The organism is Limnohabitans sp. INBF002 (genome assembly GCF_027924905.1).
Lineage (GTDB): Bacteria > Pseudomonadota > Gammaproteobacteria > Burkholderiales > Burkholderiaceae_C > Limnohabitans.
On the sequence record NZ_AP027055.1, the window covers coordinates 2,535,383 to 2,555,812 of the forward strand.

Here is a 20,430-nt window from a genome sequence, read left to right on the forward strand (position 1 = left end):
TGCCACTCTGACAAAGCGCACTTAAGGTGCGCTTTTTTCTTGCGCGTCAGATTTAGCTTCGCCGTCTTTTTGCGTATCGCCCACATCCACTGACGCACACGCCAACGCACGCTCTGCGTACTTGTTGAAGCGCCAAGAGGTGCCAATCATGGTGATGCGTCGCCACGTGCTGCGCTTCTCGCCTGGCGACATTTCTGGCCAGTACTGCACTTCTTCAAACGTGCGGCCACAGCCTTTGCACTCTTCATCGCCTTGGCTGGTCGAACAAATGGCGATGCACGGGGCGTCGGGTGTGGTGCGGTACCAACCTAGCCATGCTTCGTAAGCCTTTTTGGGAAAGCCTTGTTCCGCCGCTTCTTCGTGGTGGTAATAAATCATCAACGCGTAGACCTCAGCCAGCGCGCGGATTTCTGGCGCCAGCGTGACGCCATCGGGTGAGGGTTTTTGTTCGCGCCAATAGTTGATGGCCGCTTCAATGTCGGTGATGTGAATGCCAGCCATCGCGTTAGAGTTTGTTACCTAAAAAGCAGGGTGAAAGTCGGGGTGTGGATGATAGCGGCAATGCTATGCTGACCGAGCAATGAAACTACTTTTAACTTGGGTACTCCATGCCACAGCCTTGATGGCATTGGCACACCTATACAGCGGCGTTGAGGTCACGGGCTTTGGTGCGGCCATGGCAGCCGCCTTGGTCATGGGCATTTTTAACCTCATCGTGCGCCCCGCCTTGGTCGTGCTGACCTTGCCTGTGACGTTTTTCACGCTGGGCTTGTTCTTGTTCGTCATCAATGCCTTCATGTTTTGGGCCGCGGCAGGCTTGCTCGAAGGCTTCTGGGTACGCGGCTTTGGCTCAGCCCTGCTGGGCTCGCTGATTTACTCCGCGTTTGGCGTGTTAATTGATGCCGCGCTCGAGCGCTTGTTCCCGCCGCAAATTCTCTAATTCGCGCAAACGGGCGTCAATGATGGACGCCTCCATGTGGCCCGCGCGGTCTAACTTGCCTTCACTTGCCATTTGGTGCGCCAACAGCTGCGCGGCCTTAAAGCGGTCGAGGGCTGCGCCGTAATCCAACTCCATGGCGCGCGCCTCTGCTTGTGCACGAATGGCGCGCAAGCTATCGCCTTGCAACTCATAGGCCGAGGCCTGCAGCAACCACGCCGACGCATCACGTGGGTGCTGGTTCAACCACAACGACAACTCACTTGCCGCCACTTTGCCTTGCGCAGGCTTTTGCGTAGCAACGCGGCTACGTGCCAGCTGCATACGCGTTGCACGGTCATGGCTGGCTAACACGGCAGCCTTCGGCTCAAGCAAGCCCACGGCTTGCGCAGCATCACCCGACATCAGCGCCAGCTCTGCAGCCAGCAAACGCACCACGCGGAGGGCGCTGAGTTCTAGGCCACTCAAGCTTTGTAAACGGGCCAAATGCTGACGAGCGACTGCAAAATTACGCTGCTCCATCTCCGCCAAGGTCGCGCCGTACAACACCCCCGCTTGTTTGGCTTTGCTGGCCGATAACAACGTTGTGGCATTCGCTTGGGCAGCAATGGTGCGCAACACATCCACACCGGGCTTGGCCAACACTTGGGCACGGGCAGACATCATGGCGTGCGTGGCTGTGGTCGCCACAGCGGCACGCGCAGGCAACAGCTGCTGACGCGCTTGGGCATCGGCGATGCGCTCGGTCGTCATGGGGTGGCTGCGCAAATAAGGGAAAGAGCCGTTGTCGTTCAAGCGGGCGGCTTGTTGTAGTTTTTCAAACATGGTGACAAAGCCTTGGGCTTCGTAGCCAGCTTCGGTCATCACGCCATAGCCCACGCGGTCGGCCTCGCGCTCCATGTCGCGCGAGAAGTTCAGCTGACTTTGTATCGCTGCAGCTTGTCCACCGACCATCACGGCATTTGCTGCACTCATGCTGCTGGCGTTTGCTGTGCGACTGGCCGCCAACATGCCCAAAATCATGGCGCCCATCACCATCGGGCCTTGACGGCCTTGCTGCGCAATCATGCGTGCGATGTGGCGTTGCGTGACGTGGCTCAACTCATGCGCGAGCACTGACGCCAATTCATCTGCGCTGCTGACCGCCGAAATTAGCCCCAAATGCACGCCCAAGTAACCACCCGGCAATGCAAACGCGTTGATGCTGCGGTCGCGAATGAGCGAAACCTCCCAAGAAAACTGCTGCTCCAACTCAGGCGTCAACTCGCCGCGTTGACGAGCCGAGGCCAGCAACGTTTGCCAGATCGACTGCAAATAGTCGCCGAGCACGGGATCGTCTAAGTAATCGGGGTCACGGTAAATTTCCCGCGCGATGCTTTCGCCCAAGCGCCGCTCGACGCCCAGTGGCACCTCTGCACCATCGCCTAAATTAGGCAAGCGACTGGGATTGAGTTGCGCATGGGCGGGCGCCACGGGCAGCAGCAAAGCCGCGCACACACTCAGCACGCCAAAGCGACGTAAAAGATGGGGCGAAAGCTGGGTGGAAAGCATGTGTGCCATGGACCGTATGATGCGGCTTTCATGTTAACCCGTTGTAAATTTCAGCATGTCCACACTCACACACTTTGACGCACAAGGCCAAGCCCACATGGTGGACGTGGCCGACAAAGCCCACACCAAGCGCGTGGGCGTGGCCACAGGCCGCATCGTCATGTTGCCCGCCACCTTGACCTTGATTCAAAGCGGCACCGCCAAGAAAGGCGATGTGTTGGGCATCGCACGCATTGCAGGCATTCAAGCCGCCAAGAAAACCAGCGACTTGATTCCCCTGTGTCACCCACTCGCACTCACCCGCGTGGCGGTGGAATTTGCCATCGACGAAGCCACGCACAGCGTGCAATGCACGGCAACCGTGGAAACCGTCGGTCAAACGGGTGTGGAGATGGAGGCCCTCACCGCTGTGCAAGTCGCTTTACTCACGATCTATGACATGTGCAAAGCCGTGGACCGAGGCATGACGATGACCGATGTGCATTTGCTGGAGAAGCACGGCGGTAAGTCGGGCAGCTACGTAGCGGCCTAAAAACCATCTATGTGCGCTTACTTTGCAGCGGCCTCTTCGGCCTGCTGCATTTGCCAAAGCTTCAAATACTTGTAGTAGCTGGTCTCAGCATTCGAGATAGACAACGCCAACCCATGTCCGCCATCTAAGAAACCTCGGCGAATCACATAGGTGCGAAAGAAGGCCCATGCACCGTGGCCCAAAGCCCCCGCCACCGACGAACGCTTGCCACGCGCATAGGCTTGTTTGGCAGAGGCACTGGAATACGCGTCGACCTTGGACAACACTTGCGAGAAGTTGAGGTAGCTGTAATGCAGCAAATGGTTGTGCAGCGCCTGCACGGGCAACTCGGTCACCACACGTTCATGCACCAGATCGTCTGAAAACTTGGCCGTGCCACGCTTGAACAAGCGCAGCACATAGTCTGGTTGCCAGCCCGCATGATGGATGAATTTGCCGCAATACGACGACAAGCGGGGCAACTTGTAGGCCACGTCGGACGCGTCCGCTTGCAACACCTGTTTGATTTCCGCAGCCAACTCGGGCGTGACGCGCTCGTCTGCATCAATCGACAACACCCAATCACAGGTAGCTAAATTTAAGGCTCGGTTTTTTTGTGGCCCAAAGCCTGGCCAATCAGCAGGCTGCGCCACTTTGGCGCCATGCTGCTGAGCAATGGCCACGGTGGCGTCTGTGCTTTGGCTGTCCACCACAATGATTTCATCAACCAAACCGCGCATGGACTGCAAGCAGTCGTGCAGGTTATGCGCTTCGTTGCGCGTGATGACGATGGCCGAGAGGGTGGGGTGAGCGTGGGTCATGTTGCAGATGAGTTTAGCGCGGCGTGTTTTGTTTCACGTCTTCTAAGCGCTCAGCCAAAGCTTGGGCCTCTTCGTGATGCCCGAGTAACTTGCCGCTGTCGATCACGCGTTGCACCACGCGCGCTTCGGGCGAATAGTGCATCAAGCGCACCGCTTGCGGATACAGCTCAGCCGCGTTGTCCGCCGTCACGGTTTGTGTGGTGAGTTCAGCAAAGTCGGCTTGATTTTTGAACAGCCACGATTGCTTGGCGTGGTGCAGTGGGTTGTCACGGTAAGCCGCATCACGCGAGGCGGCTTGTCGGTAAATTTGGCCCACGCGGTTGAAATCCCACGCGGCATACAAGCAACCGATGAAGAGCAATGCTGCGACCCACATGGGGCCTTCTTGCGCTTCTTGCTCCGCCGACGTATCAGGGGCCGCCCACAACAAACCGATGGCCAAGCCCAGCGTCATTTGAAACGGGCCGTACCAAAGCGGGTACTCCAGCAAACTGTGCAAGCCCAGCACCACCAGCCAACACCAGGCCATCACACGCCAGGCATGTCGCTCGCGCCACGGTGTGCGACGCAGCACCCACGCAGTCATGCCAACCATGACCACCAACGCGAATGGCACGCCCAGCTCCAACGCCATGTGCAAGGGAAAGTCGTGCGCGTTGTCGAGCATGTCGCAAAAACGCAGGCTGCTGTAGCCGGTCATGAAGTGCGCGTAATCGGTCTCACCCCAGCCCCAGCCCAACCACGGGTGTTGCGCAATCAAAGCCAAGACGTTGGCCCACAACACGCGGCGCCCCCCGCAGGCGGCGTAGTCTTGCGCTTGGCCGGTGACCCGCAAAATCATGCTCGCACCCCATTCGCCTGTGCTTTGCAATGCCAACCAAGGCATCAACACCGACCACACGGCCACCAACACAGGCGCGGCCAAGGCCAGCCACACCAAGCCTTTGCCAGATGCAGCATCTTGCTTAGCGCTGCGCCAGCCCCAGGCCGACATCAACACGCCCACCAACGCCCATTGCATGGCACCCGTGCGCGACACCGAGCACGCCACACCCGCAGCCAACACATTGAGCAACACCACCGCCAGCACCCAAGTGGAACGCTGCAGGGTGTGCCGCTTGGCCTGCGCGGCCACCCAGCCCAGCAAGGCCACCAAACCTAAGCTGGTGAGCGATGCAAACTGGTTGCGCTGACGCAAATTGGCAAAGGCATCCCCCTTCAAAGGTTGGTTCACCCAAGGCGACAAGCCATGTGCCAAACCCAAATACTGCAACATGCCCAGCACCGCACTGATGGTCGCGGCAACGACCAAGCCCCACACCACCCACTGCAGCAAACCTTCGTCTACCGCAGCACGCCGGCCAACGGCCACCATCAGCCACACACACATCAGCGACGCCAACAAACCTGCGGTTAATGCACGGTCCACCACCTGCGGCACCCACAGCAGCGAAGCCAATAACCACAACAGCAGCACGCCCAACACCACACGCGAGGACATCGGCCAACGCGGCTTCGCCAAGGGCAACTCCACCACCGCCAACAAGGCGCAGGCGGCCAGCATCCAACTCACCAGCAAAGGAATGACCGCTGTAGATGGACTGCTGGCAAATGGGTTGAGCCACGGCAGAGCGATGCACGCAACAAGAACGACATTGCGCACCAAGATGCTTTGGGCTGTAGACGAATTCATGGTGAGATTTTCTATCAGTCACGCACCTAAAAAAACAAAGGCGCCCGCAGGCGCCTTGTTCAATGCGTCGGGTGACTTATTTGCAGTCACTGGGCACATACTTTTTCTGCAACGCATCGGCAGGCACTGACACGCCCACGAATGCATCCGCACCTTTGGCCAAACACTTCCACTGCACCACCCCATCGACCACCCCATTGGTCGTCGTCGGGGCCGGTAAGGCTGAGTCAGTCGTGCCATTTTTGGTGTACGGCACCAGCAACAAACTACCGCCACCGGCTGCCGCCGTGGTGGTGATGGTGATGACGCCTGTGCTCGACGCAATGTCAATGCTGCTGATGTTCTTGGTGGCACCCGACCAGGTGTAGCCTGCTTTGTAACCGTTGGCGACTGTCGCGATGTTGCCGCTGTTGACCACATCGAGCACATTCGTCTTGGCAGCAGATGCCAGCCCCAAACCTTCGCTCACGCGTGCGCGGACCATGTAGTCTTGGTATGCGGGCAAGGCCACTGAAGCCAAAACGCCAATGATGGCCACCACGATCATGAGTTCGATCAAGGTGAAGCCGCGTTGCAAAGTGTGTTTCATCGCAAATCCTTGGATAGGTAGGGCATTAATTTTAGGCATCTGCGTCAAAGTAAACGCCAATCCATCAGTTCAAAAAAAAGCGAGCGGTGAAACCACCGCTCGCTTCTTCATTCGCAATTCTCGAAAGAAATTACTTCAACTGAGCTTTGAGCAATTTGCCCAATTCAGAGGGGTTGCGTGTGACGATGAAGCCGCACTCTTCCATGATGGCGAGCTTGGCATCTGCAGTATCTGCACCGCCAGAAATCAAAGCACCTGCATGGCCCATGCGCTTGCCGGGAGGGGCAGTCACACCAGCGATGAAGCCAACAACTGGCTTCTTCATGTTGGCCTTGCACCACATGGCGGCTTCGGCTTCGTCTGGACCACCGATTTCACCGATCATGATGACGGCGTCGGTGTCTGGATCGTCGTTGAAAGCCTTCATCACGTCGATGTGCTTCAAACCGTTGATGGGGTCGCCACCGATACCGACGGCGCTGGATTGGCCCAAGCCCACTTCGGTCAACATCGCCACGGCTTCGTAAGTCAATGTGCCAGAACGTGACACAACGCCGATACGACCTTTGCGGTGGATGTGACCAGGCATGATGCCGATCTTGATTTCGTCAGGTGTGATCAAACCAGGGCAGTTAGGGCCGAGCAACAAGGTTTTCTTGCCGCCAGCAGCTTCCTTGGCTTTCATCTTGTTACGGACTTCGAGCATGTCGCGGACGGGGATGCCTTCGGTGATACAGATGGCCAAGTCGAGGTCGGCTTCCACAGCTTCCCAGATGGCTGCAGCTGCGCCTGCTGGTGGCACGTAGATCACAGACACGGTGGCGCCTGTGTTTTGAGCAGCTTCTTTGACGGATGCAAAGATTGGCACGTCAAAAATCTTTTCGCCGGCTTTCTTGGGGTTCACACCCGCGACGAAACAGTTTTTACCGTTTGCGTATTCGATGCACTTTTCAGTGTGGAACTGACCGGTTTTACCGGTGATACCTTGGGTGATGACCTTGGTGTTTTTATTGATGTAGATGGACATGTTTTTTCCCTTACTTCACGGCTGCAACGATAGACGTCGCGGCTTCGGCCATGGTGTCGGCAGAGATGATTGGCAGACCTGATTCGGCCAACATTTTCTTGCCCAGCTCGTCGTTGGTGCCTTTCATGCGCACAACCAATGGCACTGACAAGTTCACGGCTTTACAAGCTGTGATCACGCCGCTGGCGATGGTGTCGCACTTCATGATGCCGCCGAAGATGTTGACCAAAATGCCTTTGACATTGGGGTTCTTCAACATGATCTTGAAAGCTTCAGTGACCTTCTCGGCAGTTGCGCCGCCGCCCACGTCCAAGAAGTTGGCTGGCTCGCCGCCGAACAACTTGATGGTGTCCATGGTGGCCATGGCCAAGCCAGCACCGTTGACCAAGCAACCGATGTTTCCGTCCAACGAGATGTAGGCCAAGTCGAACTTAGAAGCTTCCACTTCAGCAGGATCTTCTTCGTCCAAATCGCGGTAAGCCACGATTTCTGGGTGACGGAACAAAGCGTTGGCATCGAAGTTGAACTTCGCATCCAAAGCCATCACGTTGCCTTTGCTGTCGCGGTTCAGTGGGTTGATTTCCACCAAAGATGCGTCAGTTTCCATGTAGCACTGGTACAGCTTCTTGAAGATGTCCACGGCTTGTGCGGTGGAGTCAGCAGGCATGCCGATGGCGTCTGCGATCTTCTTGGCTTGTGCATCGCCCAAACCAGTCAACGGGTCGATGAACTCGGTGATGATTTTTTCTGGGGTGCTGTGGGCAACTTCTTCAATGTCCATGCCGCCTTCGCTGGAAGCGATGAAAGCAATCTTTTGCGTTGCACGGTCAGTCACAACTGACACGTAATATTCTTTGTTGATGTCAGCGCCGTCTTCGATGTAGAGACGACGGACTTTTTGACCTTCTGGGCCCGTTTGGTGGGTCTTGAGCTGCATGCCCAAAATTTCGCCAGAGATGCGTTTGACGTCTTCGATGGTCTTAGCCACTTTGACGCCGCCGCCCTTGCCGCGGCCACCCGCGTGAATTTGGGCCTTCACAACCCAAACTGGGCCGCCCAACTTTTGCGCGGCTTCCACCGCTTCTTGCACCGTGAACGCGGGGATACCGCGTGGCACTGGCACACCAAATTGACGCAAGATTTCCTTGCCTTGGTACTCGTGAATCTTCATGAGATCTCTCTTAGTAATCGGTGGATTTGTAACGTTTTCTGCAGTGAACGACGCCAAAGAGCCGCCCTGCACAAAGCCTTAAGACTGTATCATGCTGCATCGCGTCAAACTTTTAATTGGCTTACAAGAGCTTAGCGACGCCCAACTTTTCTTGTACTTTTTGGCGACATCCATGTCTAAAGTCTTCATTGACGGCGAAGCCGGCACCACAGGTCTACAAATTCGCGAACGTTTGGCCCTGATGCCAGCTGTGCAAGTGGTCAGCATCGACCCCGCCAAACGCAAAGACCCCGAAGCCAAACGCGAGCTCATGGCTGGCGTGGACATGGTCATCCTGTGCCTGCACGACGACCACGCCCTTGAATCGGTGGCCATGATCGACAGCCTTGCTGGCCGCAAACCCAAAATCATCGACGCCTCCACCGCGCACCGCGTGGCACCGGCTTGGGTCTATGGCTTTCCAGAGCTGGCCGCTGGTCAACGCGACGCGGTGATCAACGCCGACCGCGTGGCCAACCCCGGCTGCTACGCCACCGGCGCGATTGCGCTGTTGCGCCCCTTGGTCGATGCCGGCTTGGTGCCTGCCGACTTCCCCGTGGCCCTGCCTTCAGTCAGCGGCTATTCGGGCGGTGGCCGCACCATGATTGAAGACTACGAAGCGGGCAAAGCGCCCCTGTTTGAAGCCTACGCCTTGGGCCTTGAGCACAAACACATCCCAGAAATCATGGCCTACACCGGCCTCACACGCCGCCCCTTGTTTGTGCCGTCGGTGGGTAACTTCCGCCAAGGCATGTTGGTGCAGCTGCCCATTCATTTGGACATGTTGCCTGGCAAGCCCAAAGCCGCTGACCTGCACGACGCGCTGGCCAAACACTACGGCCAAAACCCAGACAGCTGGGTGAGCGTGCAACCCGCCACCGACAACGGCAAGCTCGACGCGACCGCGTTGAACGACACCAACAAACTAGAAATTCGCGTCTTCGCGAACGAAACCCATCGCCATGCCGTGCTGATGGCGCGTTTGGACAACTTGGGCAAGGGTGCCAGCGGCGCTGCGGTGCAAAACCTGCAGCTGATGCTGGGCGTTTAAAAGTCTTCCGCGCCAGCTACGACTTTGCGCACAACCTCCGGCGCAAAGCCTCGGCTCACTAAAAACCGCACTTGCTTGACGCGTGCCGCTTGGTCCACGGGCGGCGCGCCAAATTTCTTTCGCCACACTTCACGGGCTCGCTCTAGCTCGGTGCTGCGCATCTCTTGCACAGCTTCGGCGATGGCCTCGACAGGCAACCCCTTGGCTTGCAATTCTTGACGCACCCGGGATGCACCGAGCTTGCGAGAGCGGCTATTGACCACCGACTCCACCACACGCTGTTCGTTGATGAAGTCTTTGGCCTGCAAAAAATCCAAAGCCTCGACCAGCTCGCCCGGCGTTTCTTCAAACGGTTTGAGCTTGCGCTCTAGCTCAAAGCGCGAGTGCTCACGTTGCGACAGCAAGCGCAGGGCTCGGCCTTTGAGCGAGAGTTGAAACCCGTTGGCCCTTTTCGCCTGAGGTTTCTCGTCTCCGTTTGAATCCACGTCGTGTGTCACGAGGCTGGCTTTTTGGTTGACGCTTTTGAGTGCGCGTTAAGCCACCACGCCGTCGGCATCTGCGTCCGCAGCGCCTTTGGCTTCTTTGGCAGCCTTAGAGGCCTTGGGCGCTTTTTCTTCTTTGGCCGCAGGTGCATCTACACCGCCAGCCAACAAAGGAATACCCAAAGATTCGCGCACCTTGTTTTCGATTTCGAAAGCCAAGGCTTCGTTTTCACGCAAGAACTCACGGGCGTTGTCGCGGCCTTGGCCGATCTTTTCGCCTTGGTACGCATACCAAGCGCCAGACTTTTCAATGACTTTGGCGTTCACACCCATGTCAATGATTTCACCTTGGCGGCTGATGCCTTCGCCAAACAAGATGTCGAACTCGGCTGTCTTGAACGGAGGCGCCACTTTGTTTTTCACCACTTTGACTTTGGTCTCGTTACCCACGGCCTCGTCACCACGCTTGATGGTGCCGGTGCGGCGAATGTCCAAGCGCACCGAGGCGTAGAACTTGAGCGCGTTACCGCCGGTGGTGGTTTCGGGTGAACCAAACATCACGCCAATCTTCATACGGATCTGGTTGATGAAGATAACGGTGCAATTGGTCTTCTTGATGGAAGCCGTCAATTTACGCAGCGCTTGGCTCATCAAACGGGCTTGCAAGCCTGGCAATGAATCGCCCATGTCGCCTTCGAGTTCGGCCTTGGGTGTGAGGGCTGCCACAGAGTCCACCACCACCAAATCCACCGCGCCGGAACGCACCAAGCTGTCCACCACTTCGAGGGCTTGTTCGCCGGTGTCGGGCTGGCTGATGAGCAGGTCTTGCAAGTTCACGCCGAGTTTTTGGGCGTATTGCGAATCCAAAGCGTGCTCAGCATCCACAAAGGCGCAAGTGCCGCCTTGCTTTTGCATCTCGGCAATGACTTGCAAGGTGAGGGTGGTTTTGCCGGATGACTCTGGGCCGTAGATTTCAATCACGCGACCACGGGGCAAACCACCCACGCCCAAGGCGATGTCCAAACCCAACGAGCCGGTGGAGACGACTTGGATGTCGTCAATCACTTCGCCTTCGCCCAAGCGCATGATGGTGCCCTTGCCGAATTGTTTTTCGATTTGTGCCAAGGCGGCTTGGAGGGCTTTGGCTTTTTCGCTGTCAGCGACGATGGGTTTGTTGTTCATGAAAATCTCCGTGGAATCAAGGGCTTACCAAGAATGTCCAATTACTGTGTTTAACAACAACTGGATGCTTGACCAGTACTTTACCGCAAAGTCAAAACTTGTAAACACTTTTTTTGGTCAGTTTGCCTTACTATATAAACATGGCTTCTTCCCCCTCGTTTTCTACCCAGCAAGACTGGCGGCAAGTTCACTTGGGCCGCTTGCTGGGCCACGCCATGCGCCGCTTTGATGCACGTGTGCTGCACCTGATGGCGCACAACGAAGATGTGCCTTTGGCCCTGTCTAACCTCGCAGCACGCGCCCAAGTGAGCGCGGCGCACATTCACATCACGCGCCATCTCAGCCTTGAGGGCTCACGTCTGATCGAGTTGGCCGACAGCGCCGGCATGACCAAGCAAGCCATGGGTGACTTGGTCACCCAGTGCGAGGCCTGGGGCTTGGTGCAACGCACGCCCGACCCGCAAGACGCCCGCGCGCGGCGCATTGTGTTCACCGAAACAGGCTTGGCTTGGCTACGCGCTTTTGAGCAAGCGGTGGCACAAACCGAGGCGGAATTCAAACAAGAAGTGGGGGCAGATGTGGCCACCGTGGTCAGCTTAGGGTTGGAGGCCTATGCGGGGGCTTACTCGGACCTAGAATCGCAGCGCTGACACTTGCAAAAAACACAAACAAAGCTGGAGACAAAACATGCGCATCCTGATTGCAGAAGACGACTTGGTCTTGGCCGATGGCCTGTTGCGTACTTTGCGCGCATCGGGTGCTGCCGCCGACCACGTGGCCAGCGGCACCGAAGCCGATGCCGCCTTGATGACCACCGATGAGTTTGACTTGCTCATCTTGGATTTAGGTCTTCCCAAAATGCACGGCCTTGAAGTGCTCAAACGTTTGCGCTCACGCGGCTCCTCTATTCCCGTTCTCATCCTCACCGCCGCTGATGGCGTGGAAGAACGCGTCAAGGGTTTGGACTACGGCGCGGACGACTACATGGCCAAGCCCTTCAGCTTGCAAGAACTCGAGGCCCGTGTACGTGCCCTCACGCGTCGCGGTATGGGCGGCACCTCGTCATCCATCAAGCATGGCCCCTTGGTGTACGACCAAACTGGTCGTGTCGCCACCATCGACGGCAAGATGGTCGAGCTGTCTGCACGTGAACTGGGCTTGCTCGAAGTGTTGTTGCAACGCAGCGGTCGCTTGGTCAGCAAAGACCAGTTGGTCGAGCGCTTGTGCGAGTGGGGCGAAGAGGTGAGTAACAACGCGATTGAGGTGTACATCCACCGCCTGCGCAAGAAGATTGAAAAAGGCCCGATTCGCATTGCCACGGTGCGCGGCTTGGGATACTGCCTCGAAAAAATTCCGGGCTAAACACGGCACACGTGCATGGCAAAGCTGTTTAGGCGCGAGCAACACTCGCTGTTTGGCGAGATTCTGGATTGGATGCTCACGCCGCTGCTGCTGCTGTGGCCAGTCAGCTTGGCGCTGACATGGCTGGTGGCGCAAAACATTGCAGGCCGTCCATTTGACCGGGGCCTGGAATACAACGTTCAAGCCCTCGCGCAGCTCGTCAAGAGCGACCAAACGCGCATGTACTTCAACCTGCCGCTGCCCGCGCGCGAAATTTTGCGTGCCGACGAAGCCGACTTGATTTACTACCAAGTGCTGGGCACACGCGGCGAGTTTGTCAGCGGCGAGCGCGACTTTCCGCTGCCCCCCGACGAAGAAAAACCTTTGCCCAGTGAAGTGCGCATTCGCGATGACGAAATGCGCGGTGCCGATGTGCGCGTGGCCTACACCTGGGTGCGCGTGGACGTGCCGGGCGCCAAGCCTGTGCTGGTGCAAGTGGGCGAAACGCTAGAGAAGCGCTCGGTGCTGGCCACCGAAATTATCAAAGGCGTGATGCTGCCGCAGTTCGTCATCTTGCCGCTGGCCGTGTTGCTGGTGTGGCTGGCTTTGGCGCGCGGCATTCGCCCGCTCAACAAACTTGAAGAGCGCATTCGACAGCGCTTGCCCGATGACTTGAGTCCACTGGATGAATCTGCGGTGCCGCAAGAAGTGGCCCCTCTGGTGGCCTCCATCAACGACTTGCTCACGCGGCTCAAAGAATCCATCGCCACCCAAAAACGCTTTTTGGCCGACGCCGCGCATCAGCTCAAAACACCGCTGGCGGGTTTGCGCATGCAAGCCGACTTGGCGCAACGCGCGGACTCCAGCGCGGATGAACTCAAACAATCGCTCAAGCTCATTGGTCGCGCCAGCATTCGCGCCACGCACACGGTGAACCAGTTGCTGTCACTGGCACGCGCCGAAAGCGGCAGCACCAACATCGCGCGCAGCCCCTGCGATTTGGTGAGCCTGGTGAGTGATGTGATTCAAGACTCGCTGCCCCGCGCGATGGACAAATACATTGACTTGGGCTACGAAGGCGCAGCGTCTGGCAGCACCGGCGTGCGCGTGGTGGGCAACCCCACGTTGCTCAAAGAAATGGTGCGCAACTTGGTGGACAACGCCATCAACTACACGCCCTCCACAGCCGACACCCCAGGCGTGATCACCGTGCGCTTGCTCGCCGACAAGTTTGGCAAAGTGGTGGTGTTGCAGGTGGAAGATTCGGGCCCCGGCATTCCAGAAGCCGAGCGTGATTTGGTGTTCCAGCCCTTCTACCGCGCCTTGGGCACCGAGGCCGATGGCTCGGGCTTAGGCCTGCCCATCGTGATGGAGATTGCACACCAACACGCGGCGGTGGTGACGTTGGAAGATGCTTATCCCGGCAAGCCCATGCCGGGCGCTCGGTTCACGGTGCGCTTCTCGAATACGCAGGCTTGATACGCGCGGCTTGCCAGCCTCTGAGGTAGTGGCTTAGGCCGAAGGCTTCACGTGAAAGTGAATCGGCTGCTCATGCGGTGCCTCATGTGCATGTGCGTGCTCATGCGGCGCTTCGTGCTCGGCGCACGGCATGTTGCACAAGTCGTGGCCGTTCACCGGGCAAGCACGGTTGAACGTGACCACGTGGTCCACCTCCGCGCGAATGCCAATCCACTCGCCCACTTTGTGGTCGTGATGGCTGGGCACATGGGCCATCACCGTCTCGCCTGTTTTCAAGCGCAAGGTGTACAAAAACTCTGAGCCGCGAAATGATTTGCGAATGATTTCCGCCTTCACCGGCGCATCGTCGTCATGCACGATGTCGTCGGCGCGCAGCAGCACGTCGCACTCACCTGATGCAAAGGTGCAGGGCAGCGGACACTCGGCCACATCCATCAAATCACCCATGGGCGTGTGAACCACCACTTGGTTGTTCACCTCACGCAAGGTGGCAGGCGTGAACACACCGTGACCAATGAACTCCGCCACAAAGCGGGTGGCAGGGCGGTGGTACAGCGTGTAGGCATCGTCCCACTGGTGCAAGCGGCCTTCGGACATGACGCCAATCACATCACCAATCGCAAAGGCTTCCATTTGGTCGTGCGTCACAAACAAGGCGGTGGTTTGTGCCTCTTTCAAAATGCCGCGCACTTCCAAGGCCAAACGTTCGCGCAACTCCACATCGAGGTTGGAGAACGGCTCGTCCAACAACAACAGTTGCGGCTTGGGCGCTAACGCACGGGCCAAGGCCACGCGCTGTTGCTGACCACCCGACAACTCGTGCGGGAAACGTTGTGCACTGCTGGCCAAACCAACCAAGGCCAACACCTCACGCACACGCGCCTCGCGCTCGGCACGGGGTTGTTTGTGCAAGCCAAAGCTCACGTTGTCATGCACGGTCAAATGCGGAAAGAGGGCATAGTCTTGAAACACCATGCCAATGCGTCGCGCTTCGGGTGCCACATGCACAGAGGCGCTGCTGACCACCGATTGGGCCAAGCGAATTTCACCTGCGCTGGCACGCTCGAGGCCGGCCACCGCGCGCAACAGCGTGGTTTTGCCGCAACCCGAAGGGCCAATGAGCACGCCCATTTCACCCGCACGCAGTCCCAAGGTGACGCGGTCCACCGAAGGGCGGGGGCGTTCTGGGTAGCTGACAGAGAGCTGGACGACATCTAAAAACATACCGCCATTGTAGAGACGGCCTTTAACGCCACACGCTGTGCGGCTACCTACAATGCCGCATGGTTTTTAGCTCTCGCTTGTTTTTACGCTGTGTGTTGGTCGTGCTGGCCTTGCTGTTGGCACTGCCGGTGTTGACCGTGCTGTTTTCTTGGGCACAGTGGAACGCGGCGTCTGCCAGCATCTTGACCGAGATGGCCAGCACCGTGCTGCCCGACTACGTGGGCACCTCATTGCTGTTGTGCGCCTTGGTGAGCGTAGGCGTCATCAGCATGGGCACGGTGTCGGCGGCAGCGGTGACGCTGTTTGACTTTCCAATGCGTCGCAGTTTGGAATGGGCGCTGCTCTTGCCACTGGCCATGCCCGCGTATGTGGTGGCTTATGCGTACACCGACTATTTGCAATTCAGCGGTCCGCTGCAAACCGGCATTCGCGCGGCGTTTGGCCTAGAGGGTCGCGTGTTTCCCGAAGTGCGCAATGTGTGGGGGGCGGCGTGTGTGTTCACCCTCGCGCTGTATCCCTATGTGTATTTGTTGGCTCGCACCGCCCTGTCTGAACGCGCCAACCATTTGATGGAAGCCGCACGTTTGCTGGGTGCACCTTTGTCGCGCCGCATCATGCGCGTGGCCTTGCCGCTGGCCCGCCCTGCGATTGCCGCTGGCACCGCATTGGCCTTGATGGAAACCTTGGCTGACTTTGGTGTGTCGAGCTACTTTGGCATTCAAACCTTCACCGCTGGCATTTACAAGGCCTGGCTGGTGATGGACAACCGCATTGCCGCTGCGCAACTGGCGACCTTGCTGCTGATTGTGGTGGTGGCTTTGTTGGCAGCCGAACAACGCGCGCAATCGCGTTTGCGTTTTTCGAGTGCACGTGCCGACCGTCACAGCAGTGAATCGCAACCGTTGAAGTTGCAGGGTTTGTCTGCTGCGTTTGTGTGGACTTTGTGCGTGTTGCCCGTGTTGTGCGGTTTTGTGTTGCCCGTGTTGTTCATGGTGCGCGCCTTGCTGCAAGGCGACGGCGTGGTGGACTTGCCTTGGGACCGTTTCATGCAATGGTCACTCACCAGTTTGTCCTTGGGTGGCATGACGGCTTTGCTGGCTGTGGGTGCTGCGTTGCTGCTGGCCGCACAAGCCCGCTTGCACCCCAACTGGCTCACGCGCCAAGCCATGGGCGTGGTGAGCTTGGGCTATGCCGTGCCAGGCGCGGTGATTGTGGTGGGCTTGCTCTTGCCCGTGGGCTGGGTGCAAGCCACATGGCCGCAATCGGGCGTGGGCTTTTGGCTGACGGCCACGGTGCTGGGTTTGGTCTGGGCTTACTTGGTGCGCTTTGTGGCCGTGGCTTTGCAATCAGTGCAAAGCGGCTACGCGCGCGTGCCTGCTTCGCTGGATGACAGCGCGCGCATGTTGGGCACCTCTGGCTTCTCGCTGGTGCGCCGCGTGCATTGGCCTTTGCTGAAAAAACCATTGGCAGCGGCCACGCTGCTGGTGCTGGTGGACGTGATGAAAGAGCTGCCCGCCACCTTGGTGCTGCGCCCCTTCAACACCGACACCTTGGCCGTCATGGCCTACCAATTGGCGCGAGACGAACGCTTGGGCGAAGCCGCTTTGCCCTCGTTGGCTTTGGTGCTGGTGGGCTTGTTGCCGGTCATCTTGCTCAGCCGCACCCTGCGCCGCAGCTGACGCTGCGCGGCAAAACCTGCACTTTCGGCAGGGGCATTTGATCCAAGTCAAATGATAATGATTCGCATTTGATGTACACTCATTCCAAGCTTTTTAACTTGGAGTCGCCACATGCGTCGCACCCTCACCGTTTTGTCTTTGGCCGTTTCGGCCTTGTCCGCTGGCTTGTTCAGCGCTTCTGCGTTGGCCGACGAGCCCGTCATCAACCTTTACTCCGCCCGTCATTACCCCACCGACGAAGCGCTGTACAGCGACTTCACCAAAGCCACGGGCATCAAAATCAACCGCGTGGATTCGGACGACGCCGGCATCATTGCCCGCCTCAAGGCTGAAGGCACCGCATCGCCCGCTGATGTGATCTTGCTGGTGGACGCTGCGCGTTTGTGGAAAGGCGAAGTCGATGGCATGTTCTTGCCCGTCAAGTCCAAAACTTTGGAAACTGCGGTGCCCTCACAACTGCGCTCTAAGCCCACCGATGACGGCGGCACTGCATGGTTTGGTTTGTCCACCCGCGCTCGCGTGGTGGTGTACGACAAGCTCAAGGTCAAACGTGACGACGTGGACACCTACGAAGAGCTGGCCGACCCCAAAAACAAAGGCAAGCTGTGCATCCGCTCTGGCTCGCATCCGTACAACCTGAGCTTGTTTGGCGCCATGACCGAACACCTCGGCCCCGCAGCGACTGAGACGTGGCTCAAAGGCATGGTCGACAACATGGCACGCGCCCCCAAAGGCGGCGACACCGACCAAATCAAAGCGGTGGCCAGCGGCGAGTGCGGCATTGCGGTGACCAACACCTATTACTTGGCGCGCTTGATGCGCTCAACCAACCCCGCCGACAAAGCGGTGGCCGAGCGCGTGGGCGTGGTGTTTCCCAACCAACAAAGCTGGGGCACGCACGTGAACGTTGCGGGCGGTGCCGTGGCGCGTTACTCCAAGAACCAAGCGAACGCCGTGAAGTTTTTGGAATACCTCGTCAGCCCCGAAGCCCAAAACCACTTTGCCAACGGCAACAACGAGTGGCCCGTGGTCAAAGGCTTGAAGCTGGACAACGCCGCACTCAAAGCCATGACCGGCGGCAACTTCAAAAGCGAGCTGGTGCCTATCAGCGCTGTCGGCATGAACCAAATCAAGGTGCAACAAATGTTGGACCGCGTAGGTTTCAAGTAAACACCTGCCTCACACACCGCGCACCCGGCGCGGTGCCCAGCACTTAGGCGCAAAACATAGAAATTTTTGCGCCGTAACTTTTCGGCCAGCCAACAAACCCCGCGTTTGTCGCCCTCCGTGCAGGGGCGTGTAGCCAGCCTCTGATCACAACTGCCGACTTGGTTCGGCGACTACTTTCGGAGCTTCTCCATGGCGACCACCCGTTCGCGGCTCAACCGACGCCGCTTGTCTTTACCTGCGCCTCGCAACTCATGTGTGCAAGTTGCGCGGCCCTCCAAACTGTTGCCCTTGGGCGCCATGTTGTTGGCGGCCAGTTTTGCAAGCGCAGTGCGCGCGCAAACTGAAAACACACTCAGCACCGTCACCGTGCGCGAGAAAGCAGAAGTGGCAGAAGGCAAAGACAGCCTGCGCGCCACCGAAACCCGCATTGGCAAAGGCCAACAAAAGCTGCGCGACATTCCGCAATCCATCACCGTGGTGACCGAGCGCATGATGGATGACCGCAACTTAGACACCGTCAAAGACGCGCTCAAGCAAACTGCGGGCATCACCTTTCAAGCCGCCGAGGGCGGAGAAGAAGACATTCGCTTGCGTGGGTTTGCACTTTCCACAACAGGCGATATTTTTGTAGACGGCATTCGCGACCCCGCGTTTTACGACCGCGACACCTTCAACCTTGACCGCGTAGAACTCCTGCGCGGCTCAGCCTCCATGTTGTTTGGCCGCGGCTCCACAGGCGGCGCTGTCAACATGGTCAACAAAGTGCCGCGCTTGATGGACGAAAACCAAATCGACGTGACCGTGGGCAGCCACAACCACCGCCGCGTGGTGGGCGACTTCAACCAACAAACCGGCGAGAGCTCGGCCTTGCGCGTGAGCGCCATGAAGACCACGGCCGACAACAACGGCGCGGGCAGCAGCATCGACAAACAAGGCATCGCTGGCAGCTACCGCTGGGGCATTGGCGAGCGCGACGAGTTCACCGCCAGCCTGTACCGCTTAGAAAACAACAACGGCATCAATTACGGCATGCCGTGGATCAAACCGACCAGCACCAGCCCTGCCAGCGCCACCACCTTGTTGCCCGTGAGCCCCACGAGCAATTACGGAATGGCCAGCGACTACAACGATGGCACGGCCACTTACGCCACGCTCGCGCACACGCACCGCTTTGACGGCGACACCGAACTCACCACCCGCCTGCGCCGTGGTGCTTACACACGCGACCAGCGCGCCAGCACCATTCGCCTGACCACGGGCGAAAACTTGTCGAACTTTGGCCCCAGCACGGTGCTCACGCGCGGCACGCAAAACAAAATTCAAGACTTGGACTCGGTGTATCTGCAAAGCGACTTGAGTGCAAAGTTTGACGCGCTGGGCATGAAGCACGAATTACTCAGCGGTATTGATGTGGCCCGCGAACAAAAGACCGTGTATGCCGCACGCACCGCCGCACAAGGCTTGGGGGGTGTCGACCTCGTCAAACCCAACACCACGGTGGGCACGCCGGACGACGGCGCTTGGGTGAATGAAGGTTCGCGTGCCTTGCGCGTGAACAACCAATACACATCCACAGCTTGGGGCGTGTACGCGCAAGACTTGGTGCAAGTTGCCCCTCACTGGAAACTCTTGGGCGGCTTGCGCTATGACAACCTCAACGGCAACTACGACAGTTTTGCGGCGCCTGCCAACGGTGCCAATGCCACGAACGGTATGAAGTCGAATTACCAAATGAACGTGGGCGAATGGAGCAAGCGCGTGGGTGCTTTGTTCCAACCCAACGAACGCGAGTCGTACCACTTCTCTGCGGCCACCTCGTTCAACACCTCGGGCGATGCCTACTCCTTGGGTGCCAACAACGCCGATGTGCCGCCCGAGCAAAGCATCAACTTAGAGCTGGGCGCCAAGATTGATTCGGCCGATAAAAACTTCACCACGCGCTACGCGCTGTTTCGCTCCACCAAACTCCACGAGCGCAACACCGACCCCTTGGTCGACGTGGCCGTGTTGTCGGGCAAGCGCCACGCCACGGGCTTAGAGCTTGACTTCACGGGGCGCATCACGCCGCGCTGGGAAGCTTATGGCTCGTTCATGTGGATTCCAGATGCACGCATTGACGAAGCCTACAAGTCGCCCACCGGCAGCGACAACGAACGCACCGGCGCACGCCCCTCGCTCACACCGCGCATCAGCGCCACGCTGTGGAACACCTACCAAATCAACGGCCAATGGCGTGTGGGCGCAGGCCTGAATCACCGTGGTGCGCAAACGCCCAACCGCAACCCCGGCTGGGAAGCACCGGCCTTCACCACCGCCGACGTGATGGCCGAATACCGCGTCAGCGAACAGCTCACCTTCAAAGGCAATGTGAGCAACCTCACCAACAAGCTCTACGCCGACCAGCTCTACAGCGGCCACTACGTGCCGGGTGCGGGGCGCTTGGTGCAGGTGACGGGCTCTTACAAGTTTTAACAGGAGACACC

Annotated in this window: 19 protein-coding genes; 9 read left to right on the forward strand and 10 right to left on the reverse strand. The window is 58.4% G+C overall.

Annotation, left to right across the window (positions count from 1 at the left end; translation table 11 throughout):
• Positions 1-21: 21 nt before the first annotated feature.
• A complete protein-coding gene (locus QMG15_RS12675) occupies positions 22-501 on the reverse strand; it encodes a DUF3717 domain-containing protein (protein ID WP_108359430.1) in 480 nt (159 codons plus the stop codon).
• 79 nt (positions 502-580) lie between these two features.
• Between QMG15_RS12675 and QMG15_RS12680 the strand changes: the two genes are divergently transcribed.
• Positions 581-940 (forward strand): phage holin family protein, encoded by a 360-nt coding sequence (locus tag QMG15_RS12680; RefSeq protein WP_108359431.1) that lies wholly within the window; start codon positions 581-583, stop codon positions 938-940.
• Here the strand turns inward: QMG15_RS12680 and QMG15_RS12685 are convergent.
• On the reverse strand, positions 893-2,488 hold the full coding sequence (locus QMG15_RS12685) for a M48 family metalloprotease (RefSeq protein ID WP_281788874.1): 1,596 nt from the start codon (positions 2,486-2,488) through the stop codon (positions 893-895). The two genes, QMG15_RS12680 and QMG15_RS12685, sit on opposite strands and share 48 nt — an antisense overlap.
• A 55-nt stretch (positions 2,489-2,543) precedes the next feature.
• On the opposite strand from QMG15_RS12685, the gene moaC reads away from it, so the two are divergent.
• Positions 2,544-3,020, forward strand: coding sequence for a cyclic pyranopterin monophosphate synthase MoaC (gene moaC / locus QMG15_RS12690; protein ID WP_281788875.1), 477 nt, complete (start codon positions 2,544-2,546; stop codon positions 3,018-3,020).
• A gap of 17 nt (positions 3,021-3,037) precedes the next feature.
• Here the strand turns inward: moaC and QMG15_RS12695 are convergent, their stop codons facing one another.
• The 5 genes from QMG15_RS12695 to sucC form a co-directional block, all read right to left on the reverse strand.
• Complete coding sequence (locus QMG15_RS12695) at positions 3,038-3,820, reverse strand: glycosyltransferase family 2 protein (RefSeq protein ID WP_281788876.1); 783 nt, start codon at positions 3,818-3,820, stop codon at positions 3,038-3,040.
• Positions 3,821-3,833: 13 nt separating this feature from the next.
• Complete coding sequence (locus QMG15_RS12700) at positions 3,834-5,513, reverse strand: O-antigen ligase family protein (protein WP_281788877.1); 1,680 nt, start codon at positions 5,511-5,513, stop codon at positions 3,834-3,836.
• Between the two features lie 76 nt (positions 5,514-5,589).
• Positions 5,590-6,102: a pilin gene (locus QMG15_RS12705; protein WP_281788878.1), complete on the reverse strand. Its 513-nt coding sequence runs from the start codon at positions 6,100-6,102 to the stop codon at positions 5,590-5,592.
• A 130-nt stretch (positions 6,103-6,232) separates the two neighbouring features.
• Positions 6,233-7,129 (reverse strand): succinate--CoA ligase subunit alpha, encoded by an 897-nt coding sequence (sucD, locus tag QMG15_RS12710; RefSeq protein WP_108359436.1) that lies wholly within the window; start codon positions 7,127-7,129, stop codon positions 6,233-6,235.
• Between the two features lie 10 nt (positions 7,130-7,139).
• Positions 7,140-8,300 (reverse strand): ADP-forming succinate--CoA ligase subunit beta, encoded by a 1,161-nt coding sequence (gene sucC / locus QMG15_RS12715; protein ID WP_108359437.1) that lies wholly within the window; start codon positions 8,298-8,300, stop codon positions 7,140-7,142.
• A gap of 172 nt (positions 8,301-8,472) precedes the next feature.
• On the opposite strand from sucC, the gene argC reads away from it, so the two are divergent.
• Positions 8,473-9,390, forward strand: coding sequence for an N-acetyl-gamma-glutamyl-phosphate reductase (gene argC, locus QMG15_RS12720; RefSeq protein WP_281788879.1), 918 nt, complete (start codon positions 8,473-8,475; stop codon positions 9,388-9,390).
• Here the strand turns inward: argC and recX are convergent.
• Together recX and recA are read right to left on the reverse strand one after the other, a co-directional pair.
• A complete protein-coding gene (gene recX / locus QMG15_RS12725; RefSeq protein ID WP_281788880.1) occupies positions 9,387-9,875 on the reverse strand; it encodes a recombination regulator RecX in 489 nt (162 codons plus the stop codon). The two genes, argC and recX, sit on opposite strands and share 4 nt — an antisense overlap.
• A gap of 48 nt (positions 9,876-9,923) precedes the next feature.
• Positions 9,924-11,054: a recombinase RecA gene (recA, locus tag QMG15_RS12730; RefSeq protein ID WP_281788881.1), complete on the reverse strand. Its 1,131-nt coding sequence runs from the start codon at positions 11,052-11,054 to the stop codon at positions 9,924-9,926.
• A gap of 140 nt (positions 11,055-11,194) precedes the next feature.
• Here recA and QMG15_RS12735 point away from each other — a divergent pair, with 140 nt between their 5' ends.
• The 3 genes from QMG15_RS12735 to QMG15_RS12745 are packed head-to-tail and all read left to right on the forward strand — an operon-like array spanning position 11,195 to position 13,874.
• On the forward strand, positions 11,195-11,704 hold the full coding sequence (locus tag QMG15_RS12735; RefSeq protein WP_281788882.1) for a MarR family transcriptional regulator: 510 nt from the start codon (positions 11,195-11,197) through the stop codon (positions 11,702-11,704).
• A 37-nt stretch (positions 11,705-11,741) separates the two neighbouring features.
• Positions 11,742-12,416, forward strand: a complete 675-nt coding sequence (locus tag QMG15_RS12740; RefSeq protein WP_104801907.1) for a response regulator transcription factor — start codon at positions 11,742-11,744, stop codon at positions 12,414-12,416.
• 15 nt (positions 12,417-12,431) lie between these two features.
• The gene (locus QMG15_RS12745) at positions 12,432-13,874 is read left to right on the forward strand and encodes a sensor histidine kinase (RefSeq protein ID WP_281788883.1); all 1,443 of its coding nucleotides are present in this window, start codon (positions 12,432-12,434) and stop codon (positions 13,872-13,874) included.
• 33 nt (positions 13,875-13,907) lie between these two features.
• On the opposite strand, the gene QMG15_RS12750 is transcribed toward QMG15_RS12745, so the two are convergent.
• Positions 13,908-15,098 carry an ABC transporter ATP-binding protein gene (locus QMG15_RS12750; protein ID WP_281788884.1) on the reverse strand — a complete coding sequence of 397 codons (1,191 nt, stop codon included), beginning with the start codon at positions 15,096-15,098 and terminating at the stop codon, positions 13,908-13,910.
• A gap of 59 nt (positions 15,099-15,157) precedes the next feature.
• Between QMG15_RS12750 and QMG15_RS12755 the strand changes: the two genes are divergently transcribed.
• The 3 genes from QMG15_RS12755 (at position 15,158) to QMG15_RS12765 (ending at position 20,419) form a co-directional block, all read left to right on the forward strand.
• The gene (locus QMG15_RS12755) at positions 15,158-16,777 is read left to right on the forward strand and encodes an iron ABC transporter permease (RefSeq protein WP_281788886.1); all 1,620 of its coding nucleotides are present in this window, start codon (positions 15,158-15,160) and stop codon (positions 16,775-16,777) included.
• Positions 16,778-16,888: 111 nt separating this feature from the next.
• Complete coding sequence (locus tag QMG15_RS12760) at positions 16,889-17,947, forward strand: extracellular solute-binding protein (protein ID WP_281788888.1); 1,059 nt, start codon at positions 16,889-16,891, stop codon at positions 17,945-17,947.
• A gap of 189 nt (positions 17,948-18,136) precedes the next feature.
• Positions 18,137-20,419, forward strand: a complete 2,283-nt coding sequence (locus QMG15_RS12765) for a TonB-dependent siderophore receptor (RefSeq protein ID WP_281788889.1) — start codon at positions 18,137-18,139, stop codon at positions 20,417-20,419.
• Positions 20,420-20,430: the final 11 nt, after the last annotated feature.

Excerpts from the sequence above, each read along its gene's own strand:
- QMG15_RS12675 (WP_108359430.1), bottom strand. The coding sequence starts at position 501 with ATGGCTGGCATTCACATCACCGACATTGAAGCGGCCATCAACTATTGG.
- QMG15_RS12680 (WP_108359431.1), top strand. The coding sequence starts at position 581 with ATGAAACTACTTTTAACTTGGGTACTCCATGCCACAGCCTTGATGGCA.
- QMG15_RS12685 (WP_281788874.1), bottom strand. The coding sequence starts at position 2,488 with ATGCTTTCCACCCAGCTTTCGCCCCATCTTTTACGTCGCTTTGGCGTG.
- moaC (WP_281788875.1), top strand. The coding sequence starts at position 2,544 with ATGTCCACACTCACACACTTTGACGCACAAGGCCAAGCCCACATGGTG.
- QMG15_RS12695 (WP_281788876.1), bottom strand. The coding sequence starts at position 3,820 with ATGACCCACGCTCACCCCACCCTCTCGGCCATCGTCATCACGCGCAAC.
- QMG15_RS12700 (WP_281788877.1), bottom strand. The coding sequence starts at position 5,513 with ATGAATTCGTCTACAGCCCAAAGCATCTTGGTGCGCAATGTCGTTCTT.
- QMG15_RS12705 (WP_281788878.1), bottom strand. The coding sequence starts at position 6,102 with ATGAAACACACTTTGCAACGCGGCTTCACCTTGATCGAACTCATGATC.
- sucD (WP_108359436.1), bottom strand. The coding sequence starts at position 7,129 with ATGTCCATCTACATCAATAAAAACACCAAGGTCATCACCCAAGGTATC.
- sucC (WP_108359437.1), bottom strand. The coding sequence starts at position 8,300 with ATGAAGATTCACGAGTACCAAGGCAAGGAAATCTTGCGTCAATTTGGT.
- argC (WP_281788879.1), top strand. The coding sequence starts at position 8,473 with ATGTCTAAAGTCTTCATTGACGGCGAAGCCGGCACCACAGGTCTACAA.
- recA (WP_281788881.1), bottom strand. The coding sequence starts at position 11,054 with ATGAACAACAAACCCATCGTCGCTGACAGCGAAAAAGCCAAAGCCCTC.
- QMG15_RS12735 (WP_281788882.1), top strand. The coding sequence starts at position 11,195 with ATGGCTTCTTCCCCCTCGTTTTCTACCCAGCAAGACTGGCGGCAAGTT.
- QMG15_RS12740 (WP_104801907.1), top strand. The coding sequence starts at position 11,742 with ATGCGCATCCTGATTGCAGAAGACGACTTGGTCTTGGCCGATGGCCTG.
- QMG15_RS12745 (WP_281788883.1), top strand. The coding sequence starts at position 12,432 with ATGGCAAAGCTGTTTAGGCGCGAGCAACACTCGCTGTTTGGCGAGATT.
- QMG15_RS12750 (WP_281788884.1), bottom strand. The coding sequence starts at position 15,098 with ATGTTTTTAGATGTCGTCCAGCTCTCTGTCAGCTACCCAGAACGCCCC.
- QMG15_RS12755 (WP_281788886.1), top strand. The coding sequence starts at position 15,158 with ATGGTTTTTAGCTCTCGCTTGTTTTTACGCTGTGTGTTGGTCGTGCTG.
- QMG15_RS12760 (WP_281788888.1), top strand. The coding sequence starts at position 16,889 with ATGCGTCGCACCCTCACCGTTTTGTCTTTGGCCGTTTCGGCCTTGTCC.
- QMG15_RS12765 (WP_281788889.1), top strand. The coding sequence starts at position 18,137 with ATGGCGACCACCCGTTCGCGGCTCAACCGACGCCGCTTGTCTTTACCT.